This window comes from Ensifer sp. Root558, assembly GCF_001427045.1.
GTDB lineage: Bacteria > Pseudomonadota > Alphaproteobacteria > Rhizobiales > Rhizobiaceae > Ensifer > Ensifer adhaerens.
The window spans coordinates 49319-67285 of sequence record NZ_LMGC01000011.1 but is presented as its reverse complement, the minus strand read 5'-3'; the positions used below and the strand labels follow the sequence as shown (position 1 = coordinate 67285).

The 17967-nt window shown below is 62.1% G+C and carries 15 protein-coding genes; 7 read left to right on the top strand and 8 right to left on the bottom strand.

Translation table 11 applies throughout. From position 1 onward, the window contains the following. Positions 1 to 151 precede the first annotated feature (151 nt). The 8 genes from ASD63_RS13145 to ASD63_RS13110 all read right to left on the bottom strand — a co-directional run bounded on the left by ASD63_RS13145 (position 152) and on the right by ASD63_RS13110 (position 9239). Positions 152 to 1048, bottom strand: a complete 897-nt coding sequence (locus ASD63_RS13145) for a LysR family transcriptional regulator (protein ID WP_034791732.1) — start codon at positions 1046 to 1048, stop codon at positions 152 to 154. 57 nt (positions 1049 to 1105) lie between these two features. Further along, positions 1106 to 2638, bottom strand: a complete 1533-nt coding sequence (locus ASD63_RS13140) for an ABC transporter ATP-binding protein (protein ID WP_060529494.1) — start codon at positions 2636 to 2638, stop codon at positions 1106 to 1108. A 5-nt stretch (positions 2639 to 2643) separates the two neighbouring features. Next, on the bottom strand, positions 2644 to 3576 hold the full coding sequence (locus ASD63_RS13135; RefSeq protein ID WP_060529474.1) for an ABC transporter permease: 933 nt from the start codon (positions 3574 to 3576) through the stop codon (positions 2644 to 2646). 79 nt (positions 3577 to 3655) lie between these two features. Continuing rightward, positions 3656 to 4750 carry an ABC transporter permease gene (locus ASD63_RS13130; RefSeq protein ID WP_060529473.1) on the bottom strand — a complete coding sequence of 365 codons (1095 nt, stop codon included), beginning with the start codon at positions 4748 to 4750 and terminating at the stop codon, positions 3656 to 3658. Positions 4751 to 4817: 67 nt separating this feature from the next. Then, complete coding sequence (locus tag ASD63_RS13125; RefSeq protein ID WP_162250988.1) at positions 4818 to 5807, bottom strand: BMP family protein; 990 nt, start codon at positions 5805 to 5807, stop codon at positions 4818 to 4820. A gap of 54 nt (positions 5808 to 5861) precedes the next feature. Then, positions 5862 to 7157: an amidohydrolase family protein gene (locus ASD63_RS13120; RefSeq protein ID WP_034791735.1), complete on the bottom strand. Its 1296-nt coding sequence runs from the start codon at positions 7155 to 7157 to the stop codon at positions 5862 to 5864. A gap of 210 nt (positions 7158 to 7367) precedes the next feature. After that, positions 7368 to 8156, bottom strand: coding sequence for an aldolase (locus ASD63_RS13115; protein WP_060529493.1), 789 nt, complete (start codon positions 8154 to 8156; stop codon positions 7368 to 7370). A gap of 186 nt (positions 8157 to 8342) precedes the next feature. Further along, positions 8343 to 9239 (bottom strand): LysR family transcriptional regulator, encoded by an 897-nt coding sequence (locus ASD63_RS13110; RefSeq protein WP_060529472.1) that lies wholly within the window; start codon positions 9237 to 9239, stop codon positions 8343 to 8345. Positions 9240 to 9403: 164 nt separating this feature from the next. On the opposite strand from ASD63_RS13110, the gene ASD63_RS13105 reads away from it, so the two are divergent. The 7 genes from ASD63_RS13105 to ASD63_RS13075 all read left to right on the top strand — a co-directional run bounded on the left by ASD63_RS13105 (position 9404) and on the right by ASD63_RS13075 (position 17909). Beyond that, positions 9404 to 10795, top strand: a complete 1392-nt coding sequence (locus tag ASD63_RS13105) for a nucleobase:cation symporter-2 family protein (RefSeq protein WP_060521231.1) — start codon at positions 9404 to 9406, stop codon at positions 10793 to 10795. Between the two features lie 62 nt (positions 10796 to 10857). Continuing rightward, the gene (locus tag ASD63_RS13100; protein ID WP_060529471.1) at positions 10858 to 11721 is read left to right on the top strand and encodes a xanthine dehydrogenase family protein subunit M; all 864 of its coding nucleotides are present in this window, start codon (positions 10858 to 10860) and stop codon (positions 11719 to 11721) included. Beyond that, positions 11718 to 12200 (top strand): (2Fe-2S)-binding protein, encoded by a 483-nt coding sequence (locus ASD63_RS13095; RefSeq protein ID WP_034791743.1) that lies wholly within the window; start codon positions 11718 to 11720, stop codon positions 12198 to 12200. The genes ASD63_RS13100 and ASD63_RS13095 overlap by 4 nt, the downstream gene beginning before the upstream one ends. Continuing rightward, positions 12197 to 14503 (top strand): xanthine dehydrogenase family protein molybdopterin-binding subunit, encoded by a 2307-nt coding sequence (locus ASD63_RS13090; RefSeq protein WP_060529470.1) that lies wholly within the window; start codon positions 12197 to 12199, stop codon positions 14501 to 14503. The genes ASD63_RS13095 and ASD63_RS13090 overlap by 4 nt, the downstream gene beginning before the upstream one ends. Further along, complete coding sequence (locus ASD63_RS13085) at positions 14500 to 15621, top strand: GTP-binding protein (protein ID WP_082572880.1); 1122 nt, start codon at positions 14500 to 14502, stop codon at positions 15619 to 15621. The genes ASD63_RS13090 and ASD63_RS13085 overlap by 4 nt, the downstream gene beginning before the upstream one ends. Positions 15622 to 16022: 401 nt before the next feature. Continuing rightward, positions 16023 to 16946, top strand: a complete 924-nt coding sequence (locus tag ASD63_RS13080) for an amidohydrolase family protein (protein ID WP_034791747.1) — start codon at positions 16023 to 16025, stop codon at positions 16944 to 16946. 18 nt (positions 16947 to 16964) lie between these two features. Further along, a complete protein-coding gene (locus ASD63_RS13075; protein WP_034791749.1) occupies positions 16965 to 17909 on the top strand; it encodes an amidohydrolase family protein in 945 nt (314 codons plus the stop codon). Positions 17910 to 17967: the final 58 nt, after the last annotated feature.

Sequence of the window (17967 nt, the reverse complement as noted above, 5' to 3'; positions counted from 1 at the left end):
TTGATCGAAAGCGCGTGTCTGCGCGGGTAGCAGTGGACGGCCAAAAGCTCCTAGCGCCGTCAACTGGTGCAAGTTGAACCATTTGAGACGGTACGAGAAGGGCGCCTGGACGGCGCCGGGAAGCTGGAAGCCGGCCGTTTTTCTGGGTTTCTCAGACCTGTTTCGCGACGCTGGCGATGAAGGCCGCTTTTAGATGCTCGGCGGCGGGCGACAGGCTGTGGTGGCGCCGTTGAAGCAAAGAGACGTCACGCATGACAATGGGGTCAATGAGATCGACTGTCGTTACCCCGACGGCCGAGGCGAGCTGCCCGGAGTTCTCCGGTAGCACCGAAACGCCCATTCCGGCGGCAATCATGCTGATGGCCGTCGTCGAAAAGCGTACCTCGTACTTTGGCCGGTAGTTCGGCACGACGCGAATGAGGTTGTGCTCGACGATGTTGCGCAAAGGGTTGGAGGCGGCAAGCGTGATTAGCGTTTCGTCCTTGAGCTCGGCCCAGCGCACGGATTTGCGCTTGGCAAACCGGTGATCCTCGCGGCAGACGAGCATCAGTTTGTCGCGCAGCAGCGGGGTGGCGGCGATTTCGGGGTCTTCCTCCGAAAGGGTGCCGACGGCGATATCGACCTCGTGGCGCTTGAGCGCCGGGGTTATCTGCTCTTCCGGCATGTCGCGAATGTTGACGGAGATCTCCGGATACTTGTTCAGGAATCTGGCGATGATCGGCGGTACGACCGTTGCGGCAAGCACGATCGCCGCGGCGATCGTCACTTGCCCACGCTTCAGCGAAGCGTTGTCGCGCACGTCGCCAACGGCAAGCTCGAGGTCCTTCATGATCTTGCGCGCCTGGGGCAGGAATTCCTGGCCGACCAGGGTGAGGGAGACCATGCGCGTGTGCCGGTCGAACAGGCGCACGCCGATCTCCCGTTCCAGATCCCGGATGAGGATGCTGACCGCGGACTGGGTGAGATGGAGGTTGCGTGCGGCGATGTTGAACTGGCCGAGCTCGGCCACAGCAATGAAGGCCCTGAGTTGCCGCAGGGTTATGTTCATATACGCGCGGCCTCCCGTTACATCGCTCCCATCAAAGCCTGCCAGACCTCGGCTTGTCTACCCCGCAAGTGCGGCTTGCTCTTTGTTGCCGGCCATGAGCAGGCCGAGTTCGTCGAGACGGGCGCGGTCGGGCGGCAATTCGCCAAGGATTTCGCCGTGGAACATGACGACGATGCGGTCGCAGATTGCAAACAGCTCCTCGAGTTCCGTGGAGATCAGCAGAATGGCGCGGCCGCTGTCGCGCTGGCGCAGCATCTCCTCCATCACGAACTCCATCGCGCCGATATCGATGCCGCGCGCGAGCTGATTGACGAGGATGAAATCGGGATCGCGCGCCAGCTCCCGCGCGACGACGAGCTTTTGCTGGTTGCCGCCTGAAAGTGCTGCGATCGGCTGGTTCTCGTCCCGGCTCTTCACGCGAAACCGCTTGATCAGGTCGCGCGTGTGCTCGCCGATGACCTTGCGGTTGAGCATGCCACCCGTCGCGAACGGTTTTTGGTCGTAACGCTGCAGAATGGTGTTTTCGCTGAGCGACAGCGGCAAGACGATGCCGTGCTTGTGGCGGTCTTCCGGAATGTGGGAAAAACGCCTGGCATTGATTTCTGCCGGGTCGAGCCCGGTTATATCGTTTCCGTTGAGAACGACGCGCCCGGAATCGATCGACAGCAGGCCGGAGAGCGCGAGCGATAGTTCCGTCTGGCCGTTGCCGGATACGCCTGCAATGCCGACGATTTCGCCGGCGCGTACATCGAGGCTCACGCCGCGCACGGCCGGAAGGCCGGTCTCGGCGCGGCAGGTGAGGTTTTCCACCGAAAGCACGATACGACCTGGCGGTTTGGGGCTGCGCGGGAGCTCCATGCGCACCTCACGACCGACCATCATGCGCGCAAGCTCACGCGCATTTGTCTCCCCGACCCTGACCGTATTGACGACGCGGCCGTCCCGCATGACGCTGATGCGATTGCTGACCCGCATCACTTCGTCCAGCTTGTGCGAAATGAAGACGACGGTCTTCCCATCCTTCACCAGATCACCCATCAGCGAAAGCAGACGGTCGGTCTCTTGCGGGGTGAGAACGGCGGTCGGTTCGTCAAGGATGAGCAGGTCGATACCGTGGAATAGCACCTTCAGGATTTCCACCCGCTGCTGCTCGCCGACCGAGAGGTCTTCGACGATTGCGTCGGGACGCACGTCGAGGGCGTAGCGCTCGGAAAGCGCGCGGATCTTTCGGTGGACCTTGTCGATATCGGATATGACGCTGAGCGCCGAACCCTGGCCGAGGACGTAGTTTTCTGCCACGGTCAGGTTCGGTACCAGCATGAAGTGCTGATGCACCATGCCGATCCGCTGGCGGATCGCGTCGCGTGGGCTTGTAAAGCGCACCGATTGTCCCTTGTAGACGATCTCGCCTTCATCCGGCCGGACCATGCCGCAGATCATGCTCATCAGTACGCTCTTGCCGGCGCCGTTTTCGCCGAGCAGCGAATGGATCTCGCCTTCCTCGATTTCGAGCGAAACGCCGTTGCTGGCGATGATAGGGCCGAAACGTTTGCGGATATTGTCGATGCGCAGGAACGGTTTTGCCGACATGTCGATCACCTCATCTCGTAGGGCTGGCCAAGCTTGCTGGGTGCGGCACCCTTGCCGCGGAAGGCGACGAGCGTGACGATCGTCATGATGTAGGGAAGCGCCTGCAGCACTTGGTAGGGCACGACGATCGATGCCTGCGCCTGGAGCATGAGCTGCAGGGCGTAAAAGAGGCCGAAGAGCAGCGAGACGAAGAAGGCGCCGATCGGCGACCAGCGGGCAAAGACCACGACGGCAAGGGCGATGAAGCCGCGGCCGGAGGTGATGCCTTCGACGAACTGGTTGGAATGGCCAAGCGTGAGGAACGCGCCACCGAGCCCTGCAAGCCCTGTACCGACGAGGACGGCGGCATAGCGGTAGCCAACGACACTGCGACCGGCGACGTCGACGGCCTTCGGGTGCTCGCCGACGGCGCGAAGCGTCAGGCCGAAGGAGGTGCGGTAAAGCACCAGAGTGGCGAGGAGGGCGACCAGCACGGTCGAATAGACGATGAGGTTCTGGCGGAAGAACGCTTCTCCGAGAAAGGGCAGGTCGCTCAGCCAGGGTATGTGGACCGGCTGGGCGATCTCGATGCCCTTACCGGTCGAAACGTAATAGGTGCGGAAGAGGAAGGCCGTCAGACCCATGCCGAGCAGGTTGAGGGCCGCCCCCACCACGATCTGGTCCGCCTTGATGGTGATCGTGAAGACGGCGAAGACGAGCCCGAACAGCATGCCGCCGGCAACGCCGGCCAATAGCCCGAGCGGAATGTTGCCGGTGGCTGCGGCCGCAGCGAAGCCGCAGAAGGCGCCGACGAGCATCGTGCCTTCGAGCCCGATGTTGAGCACGCCGGCGCGCTCGGAAAAGACCTCGCCGATCGAGGCGAAGATCAGGGGGGTGGCAAGCCTCCAGGCGGCGCCGACGAGCGCTGCGAGAAAGGTGAGAGAGATCATGTCGTCCATGGGTTCGACCCTCCAGGAATATCGCCAAAGTTTTGTTTTCCCGCGGGCGGTCTACGGCGACGCGGGAGTTTCCATGCTTTCAAGCCACAGTCCTGAGGATGTCGCGCAGCTTTGCGAAGGCGACGACCGAGAGGATGACGATGCCCTGAATGACCAACACCAGGACCTGCGGGACCTGTGAGGTGATCTGGAGGACTTCCGAGCCGGAGCGAAGCGTCGCAAAAAGCCCACCCGACAGGATTGCCGCCAACGGATTGTTGCCGGCCAAGAGCGCCACCGCGATGCCCTCGAAACCATAACCCGGCGAAATGTTCTGGTAGAGCCGACGTGTGACGCCCGCCACCTCGAAGGCGCCGGCAAGGCCTGCCAGCGCGCCGCTGATGCACATCGCGATCATGACGTTCCTGGCGACGTTCATGCCGGCATAGCGGGCGGCATGCGGGTTGAGACCGACGACGCGCAGCGCAAAGCCGCGGCTGCTTCTTCGCAGGAAGATGTACAGCGCAACCGCCAGAACCACCGCAACGAGGATGCCGATGTGAAGCCTAAGGTCGGTTACCAGGCGTGGCGTCCAGGCTTCGCGCACCAGCCTTGCCGATTGCGGATAGGCGGCACTTGCATCGCGCATCGGACCGGTGACGAGATAGCTCGTGAGGATGAGGGCGATGTAGTTGAGCATGATGGTGGTGACGATCTCGCTTGCCTGAAAGCGCACCTTCAGATAGCCGGCTATGCCAGCCCAGGCGGCGCCCGCAAGCGCCCCCGCCAACATCACAAGCGGCGCATGCACCCAGACGGATAGGCCGTCGATGCTGGTGCCAACAAGGGTTGCGGCGATTGCGCCGACATAGAGCTGGCCTTCGGCGCCGATGTTCCAGATCGAGCAGCGAAACGCGACGCACAGCCCTGCACCGATCAGGATCAGCGGCGTCGCCTTCAGGAGAATTTCTCCGACCGAGCGTATGTCCTGGAACGAACCGAAGACCATGACGGTGACGACGTCGCTGCCGTTGAAGCCGTTGAGCCAGAGCAGCAGGGCGCCGAAGGCGAGTGCGACGAGAACTGCCGCGATGGGTGTCAGGGCGCTGATCGCAGCCTGCGAGAGTGTCCTGTAGAAAGCTTGGGCTGCTTGAGAATTCACGGTCTCACGCACTCCCTGGTTTATCTCAGCCATGGGTGTGTCCATTGGTGTGATGCGGGAAGTGGCTGCGGCTGGATATCCCGCCGCAGCATGGAGGCAGCTATTCTGCGCCGGTCTTGATCTCGCCGGCGGCGATCTTGGCGCTGATTGCCTTGACCTCGGCGCGGATATCCTCCGGCACGGAGACCGGGCCGTCGTCGCGGAAGGTAAACGAGATGACCTTCGGGTCCTTCAGGCCGAAAACCACGTTCTCCGTGGGCGGGTGGCCTTCCTTGATCGCGCGAACCACTTCGACCACGCCTTGAGCATAGTCGGCGACGTAGAGCCCGAGAATGTTGTTAGGCGCAACCTCGGTAAAGTCGCTGAAGATCGAGAAGGAGCGCACGTCCGGGCCGGATTCGGCAATCGCCTGGTAGCCGCCGACGGTGGCGCCGGAAGCGTTCGGTACGACGAAGTCAGCGCCTTGCGAGATCATGCTGAGCGCCGCTTCCTTGGCGGCGGTCGTATCGGTGAAGTTGCCGATATAGGCTTCGCTGATCGGGAAGTCCGGATTGATGCTTTTTGCGCCGTTCTTGAAGCCGGCGAATGCCTGCTGGATCGGCGGGATTTCCATGCCGCCGACAAGGCCGGCCTTACCGCCCATTTTCGCAGCGATCACACCCATCAGGTAAAAGGGCTGGCTGGTATCGGTATTGAGCCCGATAACGTTGCCTTCGTGGATCGCGCTCGACGAGATCAGGAAATAGGTGTCCGGATAATCGAGCGCGACATCGCGCGCGGCGTCCTGGAACTCAAAACCGTGGCCAAGGATGACCTTGTAGCCCTGGCTCGCATAATCTCGAAACGCCTTTTCGAAGGAGGCCGGGTTCTGCTGCAGCTCGACATAGCTGATCTTGGCGCCAAGCTGTTGCTCAACGCCCTTGAGCGCGTTGTAGCCGATCCGGTTCCATCCTTCTTCGGAAACACTGCCGGGCACGAGAAGGCCCATCTTGAAGTCTTCGGCGTGCGCGAGGTCCTGCCAGAGTATTCCGGTCAGGGCCATTCCGAGAGTGGACGCAAGCAGCAAACGACGTGAAATTTCAGTTATCATTTCATTCCTCCCATTAGATTGCAGTCCCAATCCCCCCGGAGCAGCCGTTCCCTTTTATGCGTTCTCCTTCAGGCGGATGTTTTCAGTAGTGCTCTGCGAGACCAGGCGCCCGTTCGAAAAGACGAAAGCCCGATCCGGCCCGCCGGCAATCAGCGTGTCGGTATCGATGCAGTCGGTAATGACGAAGTCGGCGCGCGCGCCGGGTCTGAAACCGTAGTCCTTGCCAAGCCCCATCAGTCGGGCAGGGGCCGTCGTGATCATGCTGTGCGCGGCTGAGAGCTCGTCCCCGCGCAGATGGCCTGCAAGCAGTGTCCAGCGGGCGATTTCCAGCATGTCGCCCGAGCCGGTCGGAACGAACGGATCCTGGATATTGTCCGAGGCGGTGGCGATGGTGATGCCGGCGCGATGGAGTTCGGCGACACGCGTCAACCCGCGCGGCGGCAGCATCTCGTAATCGCGGCCCTGTAGATAGAGATTTGCGGCCGGCAGTGTCACCACGCCGACATTCAGTTTGTCCAGGCGCTCTGCTATCCGCTGGAACTCCCGGCGCGGCAAGGCGCTCAACACCGAGACGTGGCTGAAGACGGTGCGCCCCTGCATGCCGAAGCGCTCGACGCGTTCGAGTGCGGCGTCGATGAGATGCACGCCGGCATTGAGGTGTTCGTCGAGGTGCAGGTCGATAGGCTTGCCGGATTTCACAGCGGCCGAAAACAGGATGTCGAGGTAGCGCGGCGGGTCCTCGGAAACGGCGGGCGTTCCGCCGACGGCATCGGCGAGCGCAACGGCGCCGTCGATGTTGTTGCCGAGCCACTCGAAGTCTTGGCCTGGATGCGGCGTCATGAAGGCGACGAGCTGAAGCGTGATGCGGTGCTTTTCGGCATCGCGAATGGCGGCCAGCGTCTCGATGCCATGGAAACCGGCATCCTTGTCGACGTTGATGTGGCTGCGGATCGCGGTCGTGCCGCGCGAAAGACATCGCCCGATTGTGCGCGTCGCGCGCTTGTGAATGTCGTCGGGGCCGGCGGTGCGGGCGTATTTCGCAAAGGCTTCGCGGGCGCCCTGGAGCGTGCCGGAGGGATTTGGCGTAAACCGCAGCACCCCCGTCTTGTCGAGATGCTGGTGCGCGTCGACGAAGCCCGGCGAAACGAGCATGCCGGAAATGTCTATGCAGGCGCCGCACGAACCGGTGTCGAGAAAGGGCTCGACGACCGTGATGCGCCCGTCGGCGCCGACGATAATGTCACTTGCCGACTGCGAGCCGTCATCGTTTATGACGGTACCGCCCGTGAGGGCAAAGGACTGACCGGGGATCAGTCTTGCGAGCAACGCAGCTGGATTTTCACGTACCATGTCGTCCCCACCTTGTTGTTATGGCGGGAAACTAAGCACGCGCTTTTAATTCAAACAAATTCATTATTTCAATTATTTGATAAATGGATCGTATTAATTGCCGATCGCCAGGCATGGCCAACGTCACGGAAAGAGACGCCTGATCAACTGGTTGACCGGCAATCTGGAACGGGCCGATGCGATTGCTTTTGGCATCGGCCCGGTTCGCATTCAGTGCCTGTATTGCGGTTCCTCGGCGTCGAGTTGCCGGCGGATGGCGGCAAGATGGGCCCGTGCCGACTCCGGGTCACCCTCGCGCATCTGCCGGTAAGCGGCCTCAGCGATCTGTGGGGCGACGGGCAGGACTTCCCGTCCGGTGGACATTGCAAGCACCTGCACTTCGGCCGCCCGTTCCAGATAGTAGAGATCGTCCCAGGCTTCAGCGATTGTCGGCGCCAGGACCAGCACGCCGTGGTGTTTTAGGAAGACGATATCGGCGTCGCCCGCTGCAGCAGCAATGCGAGCGCCTTCCCGATGGTCGAGGGCAAGGCCGTTGTAGTTTTCGTCGACAGCGGTGCGACCGTAGAATTTCAGCGCAGTCTGGCCGGCCCAGATCAAGGGGGCGCCCTCGGTCATGGATAAGGCGGTCGCATAGGGCATGTGCGTGTGGAAGGCGACTTTTGCGCGCGGCAGCCGGCGGTGGATTTCGGCATGGATGTAAAAAGCGGTTGCCTCCGGCTCACCGTCACCGTCGATGACGGTGCCGTTGAAATCGCACACCAGCAGCTTTGATGCCGTCAGCTCGCGAAAGGCATAGCCGTAGGGATTGACGATGAAGAGATCGTCATGGCCGGGTACGACAGCCGAAAAATGGTTGCAGATGCCCTCTTCGAAGCCGTTGCGCGCCGCCATGCGGAAGCAGGCCGCCAGATCTTCCTTTGTGCTGCGGATGGCGTCGGTGGAAAGATTGGGCCGGTTCGACCGTGCCGCTTCGGTGCTGCTTTTCAGGGAATGCGCCATGAGTTGCTCCTGGTTTGGCTTGAGCTGGGAGCGGCGGCCGGCCGAAAGCCCTCCGCGCGCAGCGAAGGCTGCGCCCTGCCTGCCCGCAGTTCCGCGGTCCAGCAGCGCGCCCAGATAACGCCGGAAATTGCGCTTGGTCAAACGCAAGGTCGCGTCTGAATGCAAGACGTCTTTCCATGGAAACGTCTAGTGCACGGATTTCAGCAGGAAGTCGCGAAACCGCCGGGCGGCCGGAGAGAGGGAGCGCGTGCGTTTCTGGATCAGGCTGACTTCGCGCTTGATGTGCGGCTCGGTCGGCGTGCGCACGACGAGGCCCATGGAGGTCGCAAGCCGTGTGACCGCCGATGTCATGATCGCGACGCCGAGCCCGCCTTCGACCATGCCGATAATCGTCAGCGGCAAGGCCACCTCCTGCATTGCCTTGTCGAAGGGCAGCACGATACCGTTGCGTGCCAGCTCGTTTTCGAGGCGGTCCCTGATCGGATTGCCGCGGTGCGGACCGATCAGCTTGCGGTCAACCAAGTCGGTCCAACGAATTTCACGCAGCCTGACCAGCGGGTCGTCCGGGTGAAGGACGATGAGGAATTCGTCGGTCGTCAGCCGGGTACCCATCAATTCGGTATCGTCCTCCGGCACGGTTCCGATCCCGAGGTCGACCGAGCTGTTGGTCACCTGTTCCAGGACGGCGATCTCAGCCACGTCATGAATAGCGACGGTAATATCGGGGTAGAGCCGGGTGAAGGCGTTGACGAGCTGCGGCAGCATCAAAGCCGCCTGCACGGTGCCCGCTGCAATCGAAACCTTGCCACGTCTCAGCGCATTCAACTCGCGCGAGCTCTCCACCATGCCATCGATGTCGGCGACGGCACGTGCGGCAACCGGCAAGATGTCCATGCCGGCCTGCGTAAGCCGCAGAAGACGTGTATGCCTGTCGAAGAGACGCAGCTTCAAATTCTGCTCCAGCTGCCGAACCAGCGTGCTCACCGCCGACTGCGAGGAGCCGAGCCTGTCGGCGGCCAGGGTGAACTGCCCCAGATTGGCTACGGTGACGAAGGCTCGAAGCTGTTTCAGCGTGATGTCCATGCCGGTCCATTCATTCAATTACTATATGAATAAATATGATTGTGCCGATTGTTTGCTGATTTGGCCAGCCGCATGATCCGCTTTGTACGGCGTGCGGTGACCACATCATGAGGCCGAAGTTGCCCTCCCACCGCGCCGGAAGCTGTTCGCTGGGAGGAAAGCGAATGCATAAATCCGATACGACTGATCCTGTCGAAAAAACCTACCCGATCCCAAGTTTGATGGCCCTTGGCCTACAGCATGTTCTCGTCATGTATGCCGGAGCGGTCGCCGTGCCGCTCATTGTCGGCAGCGCACTTCAATTGCCCAAGGAACAGATTGCGATGCTCGTCAGCGCGGATCTCTTCTGTTGTGGCATCGTCACCCTCATCCAGGCGCTCGGCATCTGGAACATCGGCATTCGCCTGCCGATCATGATGGGGATTTCGTTCACCGCCGTACCCTCGATTATCGCGACGGGCACCAATCCCGATCTCGGCATGCCGGGCGTCATCGGCGCGGTCATCGGCTCCGGGGTGTTCACGATCCTGGTCGCGCCGTTCTTCGGCCGCTGGGTACGGTTCTTCCCGCCTGTTGTCACCGGCACGGTGATGCTGGTGATCGGCCTTTCGCTGATGCGCGTCGGGGTAAACTGGGCGGCAGGCGGCCAGCCGATGATCAAGGGTCCGGACGGCATGATCCCGAACCCGGCCTACGGCGCGCCGTTCGCGCTCGCCGTGGCTGCCATCGTGCTCATGTCGATCCTGCTTCTCACCCGCGTTCTCAAGGGCTTCATGGCCAATCTTGCGGTCCTGATCGGGATCGGGATCGGCTTCGTGGTCGCGATCGCTGCCGGCAAGGTGGATTTCCACGGCGTTGCCGAGGCCGACTGGGTGCGCATCATTCACCCGCTCGCCTTCGGATGGCCGATCTTCGAGTTCTGGTCGATCCTGTCGCTCTGTGCGGTCATGACCGTCATGATGATCGAATCGACCGGCCAGTTCCTGGCTGTCGGCGACATGGCCGGACGCAAGATCACCGAGGCAGAACTGACCCGGGGTTTGAGAACCGACGGTGTCGGTAACATCATCGGCGGCCTGCTCAACACCTTCACCTATACGACCTATGCGCAGAACGTCGGACTGCTGCAGATCACCGGCGTGCTCAGCCGCTTCGTGGTGGCAGCGGGCGGCGCCATCCTGATCCTGCTCGGCTCGCTGCCGAAGGTTGCCTTCGTCAGCGCATCGATCCCGAGCTATGTCGTCGGCGGTGCGGCAATCGTGATGTTCGGCATGGTGTCGGCGACGGGGGTGAAGATCCTGTCGAAGGTGGATTTCGTGGCCAATCGCCGCAATCTCTACATCGTCGCCGTCAGCGTCGGCCTCGCCATGGTGCCGGTCGTTGCCGAAAACATCTTCGATCAGCTGCCGGCGGCGATCGAGAAGTTCCTGCACAGCGGCGTGCTCGTCGGCACCTTTGCGGCGGCACTGCTCAACATTCTCTTCAACGGCGTTCCGGCGAAAGAGCCGGAGGAGGCCGAACTCGCGGACGGCGCGCCGGCTGCCGACCCTGCCTAGAGAACAACACCATTAGTCCGGCGGCCGCGCGCCGCCGGAGCCCCCAACCCCAAGAGGATTCCATGAGACGCTTCGACTATCATCGGGCGGAAACGCTGGAGCATGCATCCCGTCTTCTCACCGAGCTCGGCGACGACACATTCCTGTTCAACGGAGGCACGGACCTTTTGGTCGAGATCCGCGAACGGCTGCGCCGCGTGCGCAACGTCGTCGACATCAAGCAGATCCCTGGTTTGTCCGACATCACCTATGACGAGACGCGCGGACTGACCTTCGGTGCGCTGGTGACCGTCGGACGGCTGGAGAACCTGTCGCTGGTGCGCCAGCGATATCCGAACCTGCGTTCAGCACTCGCCTCGCTCGGCTCCATCCAGGTGCGCAACCGCGCGACCGTCGTTGGCAATATCTGTCGCGCCTCGCCGTCGGCCGATACCATTCCGCCCTTGGTCGCAGACGGCGCCTTCGTGCACATCTACAGCCGCACCAACATGCGTGTGGTGCCGATCTGCGAGTTCTTCACCGGCCCCGGCAGGACCGTTCTCGCCAAGGGCGAAATCGTTACCGGCATCACCGTGCCGCCGGCGGGTGACAATACCGGCAAGGCCTATCTCAAGCACGGCCGTCGAAAGGCGATGGAGCTGTCCACCGTCGGCGTCGCCGTCAGCCTGGCGATGGACGATGGCGTCTGCAGCGACATCCGCATCGCGCTCGGTGCGGTCGGCGCCACTGTGCTGCGCGCGCCGCAAGCCGAAGCCATGCTGCGTGGCACGAGGCTCGATGCTGAGGCTGTCAGGAGTGCTGCCGACAAGGCGATGGAGGAATGCACGCCGATCAGCAACGTGCGCGCCAGCGCAGACTACCGTCGCGACATGGTCGGCGTCCTGACCGGTCGCGCCGTCAAACAGGCATTGGAGACTTTCGCATGAAACGGATGGTCGAATTCACCGTGAATGGCGAGGCGCGCGAGATGGCCGTCGATGGCTGCTGCTCCCTGCTCGATGCGCTGCGCGACGAGGTCGGCCTCACCGGCACCAAGAAGGGCTGCGATGTCGGCGACTGCGGCGCCTGCACCGTGCTCGTCGATGGCGAGCCGGTCAACGCCTGCCTGATGCTTGCCGTGGAAGCCGAAGGCCGTGCGGTCGAGACGGTCGAAGGGCTCCAGCCGGGTGTCGATCGACTGCATCCGCTGCAGGATGCCTTCATGCGGCACGGCGCCTCGCAATGCGGCTTCTGCACGCCCGGCATCCTGATGATGGCGAAGAAGCTCATCGACGACAATCCGCACCCGACTGACGAGGACATCCGCTTCGGGCTCTCCGGCAACATCTGCCGTTGCACGGGATACACCAAGATATTCGACGCGATCAAATCGGCCGCGCGCGAGATGGAGGCTGCAAGACCATGAACATGACCACCCCCATTGAACAGCGCGAGTTCAAGATCGTCGGCAAGAGCGTCAAGCGCGACGACGTGCTCGAAAAGGTCACGGGCGAGGCGCAGTATACCGGCGATATCAAGCTGCCCGGAATGCTGCACGGCAAGATCAAGCGCGCGGCGATCGCCCATGCGCGCATCAAGTCGATCGACGTCAGCAAGGCGCTCGCCTATCCGGGCGTCAAGGCTGTGCTGACCCACGAGACCGTGCCACGCGTGCTGCACTATGGGTCGCCGCATCCACGCTCGGCCTCCTGCACCAAGGACCAGTACATTCTCGACGACAAGGTGCGGTTCTGGGGCGAGGGCGTCGCCGCCGTCGCTGCCATCAGCGAAGAGATCGCCGACGAGGCGCTCGACCTGATCGAGGTGGAATACGAACCTTTGCCGGCCGTCTTCGAGCCGGAGGACGCCGCGCAGCCAGGCGCACCACTGATCCACGACGTTGGACCGGGCGGCAATCTTGTGCTCGACCCGGTGCGCGTCAACCGCGGCGACATCGATAAGGGTTTTGCCGAGGCGGACTTCGTTCTCGAGGGCACGTTTGCCGGCGGGCGGCCGCACCCGGCCTATATGGAGCCGAACGTCTGCATCGCCGACTGGGACGGTTCCAACAAGCTGACCTTCTGGACCTCGACCCAGACCTCTTTCATGGTGCGTGGCATCCTTGCAGAAGTGCTCGGCCTGCCGCTCACCAAGGTGCGCGTGCTCGTCGACCATATGGGTGGCGGCTTTGGGGCCAAGCAGGACCTGTTCCAGCACGAGTTTCTCTGTGCGCTTTTGGCGAAGGAAACCCGCCGGCCGGTGAAAATGGAGTTCACCCGCCACGAGACATTCGTGGCCGGTCGTTCCCGTCACCCTTGCCGGATCTGGCTGAAGCAGGGCTTCAAGAACGACGGCACGCTCGTCGCCCGCGACATGAAGCTGGTCTACGATTCCGGCGCCTACGGGTCCCATGGCCCGGGCGTGACCATCGTTGGAACCACCGCCGCTACCTCGCTCTATCGCTGCGAGAACGTGCGGCTGGAGGGGCGGTGCGTCTACACCAACACCCCGATCAACGGCGCCTTCCGCGGCTACGGCGTGGTGCAGAGCTACTATGCGCTCGACATCCAGATGGATGAAGCGGCCGAACGGCTCGGCATGGATCCGGCCGAACTGAAGCTGAAGAACGTGGTGCGCGCCGGCGACATCGCGCCATCCGGCCATCCGATCCTCGGTCACGGGCTTGAAATCTGCCTCAAGCACGGCATCGACGTGCTCGACTGGAAGGCGCTTTGGAACCGCGACCGGGCTCCAGATCCGAAGCGCCCGCACATCCGCAAAGGGTGGGGCATCGGCTGCGAGATGCACGGCTCGTCTGCCTATCCCGGCATCAAGGAACAGGGCAATGCCACGGTGAAGGTCAACGAGGACGGAACGGTGACGCTGCTAACTGGCGCTGCCGGACTTGGCACCGGAGCCCATACGGCGCTGGCGCAGATCGTTGCCGAAGAGCTCGGGGTCCGCTTCGAGGACGTCGGCGTCATCCATGGCGACACGGACGTGGTTCCATGGGACATCGGGGCCTTTGCCAGCCACACGACCTACCTGGTCGGCACGGCCGCCAAGATGGCGGCCGGCAAGGTCCGCGCTGCCGTGCTCGCCAGGGCAGCGATGAAACTTCAGGTCTCGCCCGACGAGATCGACCTTTCCGAAGGCAAGGTCTTCCTCATCGCCGAGCCAGATCGCTCTATGACGGTGTCGGAGGCCATGGGGCCTTCACGTGGCATTCCTGCCGCCAATATCGTTGCCAACGGCACTTACGAGCCGACGAAATCCTACTCCTTCGCCGCACATTTCACCGAGGTGGACGTCGACACGGAAACGGGCATCGTCGAGGTCAAGCGCGTCGTGCCTGTGCACGACGTTGGACGCGTCATCCACCCGATCGCCGCGCAAGGCCAGATCGAGGGCGGCATCCAGCAGGGCATCGGCCACACGCTGACCGAGGACTACGTCATCGACAAGAAGACCGGGCGCTCACTCAATGCGGGCCTGGTCGACTACAAGATGCCGCTGTCGATGGACATGCCCGACATCGAGACGATCATCCTCGAGGCAGCGCCCGACCCGGGTGGTCCCTGGGGCGCCAAGGGTGTGGGCGAAGATCCGATCATCGCCATCGGCCCTTCCATCGCCAATGCCATCCACGACGCCATCGGCGTTCGCTTCCACCACTATCCGATCACACCGGAAGACATCCTGAAAGCCTTGAGGGAGAAGGGCGCATGAACATGCATATCGAACCTGCGAGCCAGCAGAAACTCCCGATCACGATCCTCACCGGTTTCCTCGGATCAGGAAAGACGACACTGCTCAACTACATTCTCACCGAGCGTCACGGTCACCGTATCGCGGTGATCGAGAACGAATACGGCGAAGTGGACGTCGACAGCGACCTCGTGCTCGCCTCGGACGAGGAAATCTTCCAGATGCAGAACGGCTGCATCTGCTGCTTCGTCGACGTGCGCAACGACCTGATCGACGTGATGAAGAAGCTCCTGAGCCACAAGGACAAGTTCGATCACATCATCGTCGAGACCTCGGGTCTTGCCGACCCGACGCCGGTCGCCACCGCCTTCTTCGTCGACCGTAGCGTGGCCGACGAGGTGGAGCTCGACGCCGTCGTCACGCTGGTGGACGCAATGCACATCGACCAGCATCTCTACGATCCGGTGCTCGACGGCAGCGACAACCAGGCGGTCAACCAGATCGTCGCGGCCGACCGCATCCTCGTCAACAAGATAGACCTTGCCGGGGAGGATGCCCTCGGTTCGCTGGAAACATCTCTGCGCAGGCTGAACCAGACAGCACCCATCCTGAGGTCCAGCTACGGCAAGGTGGATCTCTCCAACATTCTCGGTGTCAAGGGCTTCCGGCCGTCCTATGTGCGAGAGCGGGCGGAAATTCTCGACATCGACATGGATGACGATCGCGATGCCGAGCACCATCATCACCATGATTGCAAGGAGCCGTGTTGCGACCATGGGCACCACCATCATCATGACCATGGACGCGCGCACGCGACCCCCCTTCGGCCGCACCAGCATGACGCGACTGTGAAATCCCACTCCTTCGTCTATCCCGAAGCCTTCGACGGCGAGAAGCTTGCAGGTTTCCTCAAGGGCTACCTCGGCGAGCACGGCGACGACATTTTCCGCACAAAGGGCATCGTTTCCGTTGCCGGAGACGACCGCTTCTTCGTGCTTCAGGCCGTGCACAAGCTCGTCGATTTCCGCCCGGACCACGCCTGGGGCGAAGACAAACGGAAGTCGAAGTTCGTGTTCATCGGCCGCAATCTCGACCGCGAAAGTATCGACAGAAACTTGCGTGCATGCCTGGTGCCTTAGCAGCGAATCTCCACGCCGGACGGCGCTTGCGTAAGCCTTTCTGTCTGAGCCGCCCGCGCCCCTCCAGCGCGGGCGGTTGCTGCTGCTTTCAATGACAAAAATCGTTTTAAAAACAATTGTTTAGCTCATTTTTTGAGTTGACAAGAATCGCGCGAAGTGGTTCCTTTGAAGGCGAGTAGAAGCACCGACAATTGCTCACCGTCTGTTGGAAGATGAGGCTGCGATGTCGATGCTGATCACCAAAGGAACACCCGGTTGCCCCGCCCTGGGAGCTTATGCGCCGGCCTGTTCCCTCCGTCTTCGGCATTTCCTGAGATCGCGGATCCAGGCCTGGCTTTGGCCGGCATGGCGTTCATCGCGCGGCCCCGCATCGACCGGACCCTCTACGACAGGAGAAACCTATGATTATTGACCTGAGCTGCTATCCCACCGATCTGGTGGACCTGGCTTGGCGACACGACGGACCGCCGTTCACCGGCGACAAGCTGCTGAAGATGATGGATGGCCCCTACTATGTGAACGGCAAGCCGCGCCGGATCGACAAGGCCTTCATTCAGCCGCCGCAAGGCAACACCATCTACACCCACGAGGTGATGGATCTCGAGGGCAAGGCCGCCATCCGCCAGTACATGGCCTACACGGAAAAGATGGTGACCGAGCACCCCGACCGCTTCCTCGGCTGCTTCGTCTACAACCCGCGCTACGGCACGCAGAACGGCGCCGAAGAGATCGAACGCTACGCCAAGGAGTTCGATTTCAAGATGGTGCAGCTGCAGGCGAACATGCACGCCTACCGCCCGGACCGTGCGCTCGACTGGCTGCGACCGGCACTGAAGAAGTGCGCGGATCTCGGCCTGATGGTGAAGGTGCATACCGGTGACGGACCGTACTCGATCCCGACGGAGTTCTATCCGATCATCCGCGAGTTTCCGGAGGTCAACTTCATCCTGGCGCATTTCGGCGTTCAGACCGGCGGCGTCTACGTGTTTGAGCCGATGCAGATGGCACTCGACACACCGAGTGTCTACGTGGAATCCGGCTGGTGCCTGCAGTCGCGCATCGTTGAATTCGCCAAGGTTCTGCCCAAGCACAAGATCCTCTTCGGCTCGGATACGCCGCCGAACGAACCGGGCATGTGGATCAACCTCCTGGAGGTTCTCTGCCACGAGCCGCCGCAGGGCCTGAACCTCGATGAGGATACGCTCGAAGATTACCTTGGCAACAACGTCGCCCGGATGATCGGGCTGGAAGCGACGAAGCCACCGGCCACCGTCGAGGAAGCCGAGGCGTATCTGCGCCAGCACGGCGTCGCCCTTGCCGCGTAAATTTGAACGGAGTGAACAATGATCATTGATACCCATCTTCACCCGACCAACCTCGTCGACGAGGCGTGGCGTCACACGGGCGAGCCCTTCACCGGCGAGCGCATGCTGAAGCTGATGGACGGCCCCTACATGATCAACGGCAAGCCGCGCCGGATCGACATGGGCTTCATCCAGCCGCCGCCGGGCAACACCGGCTACCGCGACGGCAACCGCAAGGGTCGCGACGGCATTCGCGACTACATGGCCTATTGCGCCGAGCTTTGCCAGAAGTACCCGGACCGCTTCATCGGCAACTTCAACTACAACCCGCGCTGGGGACCTGAAAACGGCGCTGCGGAGCTGGAATTCCACGTCAAGGAATACGGTTTCAAGATGTTGAAACTGCACGCCAACATGCACGGTTATCGTCCCGACCGCGCGCTTGATTGGCTGCGTCCGGCGATGAAGAAGTGTGCCGAACTCGGCGTCGTCGTGCTCATCCACACGGGCGACGGCCCGTACACCATCCCGACGATGTTTTATCCGATCATTCGCGAGTTCCCGATGGTGAACTTCATCATCGGTCACTTCGGCATCCAGACCGGCGGCAACTATTCGTTCGAATCTTTCTGGATGGCGATGGATACCCCGAACGTCTATTGCGAGTCCGGCTGGTGCTTCCAGTCGCGCATCGTAGAGTTCGCCCAGCAGTTGCCGAAGAACAAGATCGTCTTCGGCACGGACAGCCCGCCGAACGATCCGGGCATGTGGCTGCGCGAACTGGAAGTGCTCTGCAAGGATCCGCCGCACGGCATCAACCTCTCCGAGGACGATCTCGAAGGCTATCTCGGCAACAACATCGCCAAGCTCGTCGGCATCGATCCGTCGCCGCCGCCGCGCGACCTGAGGGACGCTCAGGCGCGTCTGAAGGATAGCTATGCCGGTGTCGACCGGGCCACGGGCAAGCACAAGGAATTTGCCTGAGTAAAGACGACGGCGCCCATTCCGGGCGCCGTCACCCCCCAGTCGCGTCGAGGCAAAG